At 57.5% G+C, this 1,937-nt stretch carries 3 protein-coding genes; all 3 read left to right on the top strand.

From position 1 onward, the window contains the following. A partial coding sequence (locus F8N62_RS31290) for a DUF1120 domain-containing protein (protein ID WP_150714197.1) occupies positions 1–501 on the top strand: 501 nt, incomplete at its 5' end. An 84-nt stretch (positions 502–585) separates the two neighbouring features. Next, entirely contained in the window at positions 586–1,200 is a 615-nt protein-coding gene (locus F8N62_RS31285) for a DUF1120 domain-containing protein (protein WP_150713879.1), read from the top strand. Between the two features lie 93 nt (positions 1,201–1,293). Beyond that, positions 1,294–1,917 (top strand): DUF1120 domain-containing protein, encoded by a 624-nt coding sequence (locus F8N62_RS31280; protein WP_150714196.1) that lies wholly within the window; start codon positions 1,294–1,296, stop codon positions 1,915–1,917. Positions 1,918–1,937 lie beyond the last annotated feature (20 nt).

Raw genomic sequence — 1,937 nt, 5'->3', positions numbered from 1 at the left:
TTCGGCACGCTGTCGAAAAGCGACCTCAACGCAGACAAGAGCACCCGCCTGCCGCCCAAGTCGTTGATGTTGACCGTGGGCTGCGATGCGCCGGCTTCATTCGCTCTGGTCATGCATGACAACCGCGCTGGCACGGCGACGGTCAACAGCGAGATTTACTACGGCCTCGGCACGGACAGCCGCAACAACAAAATCGGCCTGTACTCGCTGAATATCGACCCGGCCGACGCCAGTGCCGACAGCTTCGGCCGCCTCTATCGAACCGACTCCACCACCGCCGGTGCGGCCTGGAGTACGTCCAGCAACAGCCCGATCCCCATTGGCCAGAACAGCTACCTGAGCTTCACCGACAGCGCCGGCAGCAACGCCGGCCCGGTACTGATCCAGAACCTCAGTACCACCGTGACCGTCGAGGCGGTCATTGCGCCCACCAACAACCTGGATTTGAGCAGCGCCATCGACCTGGATGGCGCGGGAACGATCGAGATTATTTACCTGTAACACCCAACCCGACCCTGACGAATCCGCGGTGCACTCAAGCACCCCGGGCCAGTCAGGTCACAACCCTGGAAGTGAGAAACAAAAATGAAAAAGTACCTTGCAGCAATCTCCGCTACCGCATTGATCAGCGTTGCGCCGTTTGCACTGGCGGCATCAAGCACTGAACTGACTGTCACCGGTTTCATTACACCGAGTGCTTGTGAAATGAGCTTGTCCTCTGGCGGAATAATCGATGTCGGCGACCTGCAGATGAAGGATCTGAATCCAACCACCTTCACGCTGGTAAACGCTACGCCATTGGAGTTGGCCGTAGCCTGTGATGCGCCGGCGTTGTTTGCTATTAACGCCATCGATAACAACCCGGGCACATCGTGGAATGGCAGTGGTTACGGTCTGGGGCTGGTCGGCGATGACATAAAGCTGGGCGGCTTCACGCCCGCGATCACTCGCGTCACGGCAGACGGCGTGAGCGCGAGAGCCATTCAATCGGTTGACGGCACAGGCTGGACCGCTACCCCCGGCCTGTTTCCAGCCATGCTCACATCGACTGCCGCACTCGGCACGCTTGAACCGATCCCCGTGGAAAACCTCCAGATGAATCTCATGGTCCGCACCTGGATCACCCCTGCGGAAAACCTGCCGGCGACCGAGGAGATCACGATTGATGGCTCCGCGACATTTGAAGTGAAGTACCTCTAACGCCCTGACGCTGAACCGCTCGCAGCGTTCTCAGGCGCGGGCGGTTCAGTGTCGACTGGCGAAACCTCTTGATTGATAAATGAGCATCCAACAATGAAAAATTATCTGGCAGCACTGACCGCCACGGCACTGATCGCCGTTGCACCTTTCGCACTGGCGGCTTCGAGTACTGAATTGACCGTCACCGGCAGCATCACGCCGAGTGCTTGTATGCCGATGTTGTCCGGTGGAGGGAACATCAACCTTGGCAAAATCCCTGTGAAGGATCTCAACCCGGATCCAGATCAATACACGCGTCTGCCAAACCAATATGTGCAGTTCACCGTGACCTGTAATGCAAACACTGCTTTCGCAATTCACAGTATCGACAACAAGGCCGGCACCGTATACGGCCAAGGATACTTTGGTCTTGGACTGACCGATGCGGGAGAAAAACTGGGTAATTTTGAAGTCTACCACCTCACCGTTCAGGCAGACGGGAACCCTGCTGAACTAATCTATTCGGAAGATGGCGGGGGAAGCTGGGCAGGTTGGGGCTACCTGGGTCCTGGCTTATGGACGGCAGTGAGTGCGCCGGGTACGACAGACCCGCTTCCTGCAACAAGCGTTGAAATGGATCTGGAGATCTCAGCGTCCATAGCCCCGACCAAAGGCTTGACCTTGACCGATGAAGTCATCATCGACGGTTCCGCCACGTTCGAAGTGAAGTACCTGTAACGCCCTGACGCCGAACCGCT

The sequence above is a fragment of the Pseudomonas fluorescens genome (assembly GCF_902497785.1).
GTDB classification, from domain to species: Bacteria; Pseudomonadota; Gammaproteobacteria; order Pseudomonadales; family Pseudomonadaceae; genus Aquipseudomonas; species Aquipseudomonas fluorescens_BO.
The sequence above is the reverse complement of the archived record's forward strand: the minus strand, read 5'-3'. Positions and strand labels throughout refer to the sequence as shown.

Bases quoted from the DNA above. Each gene is read 5' to 3' on its own strand.
- F8N62_RS31285 (WP_150713879.1), top strand. From the start codon at position 586: ATGAAAAAGTACCTTGCAGCAATCTCCGCTACCGCATTGATCAGCGTT.
- F8N62_RS31280 (WP_150714196.1), top strand. From the start codon at position 1,294: ATGAAAAATTATCTGGCAGCACTGACCGCCACGGCACTGATCGCCGTT.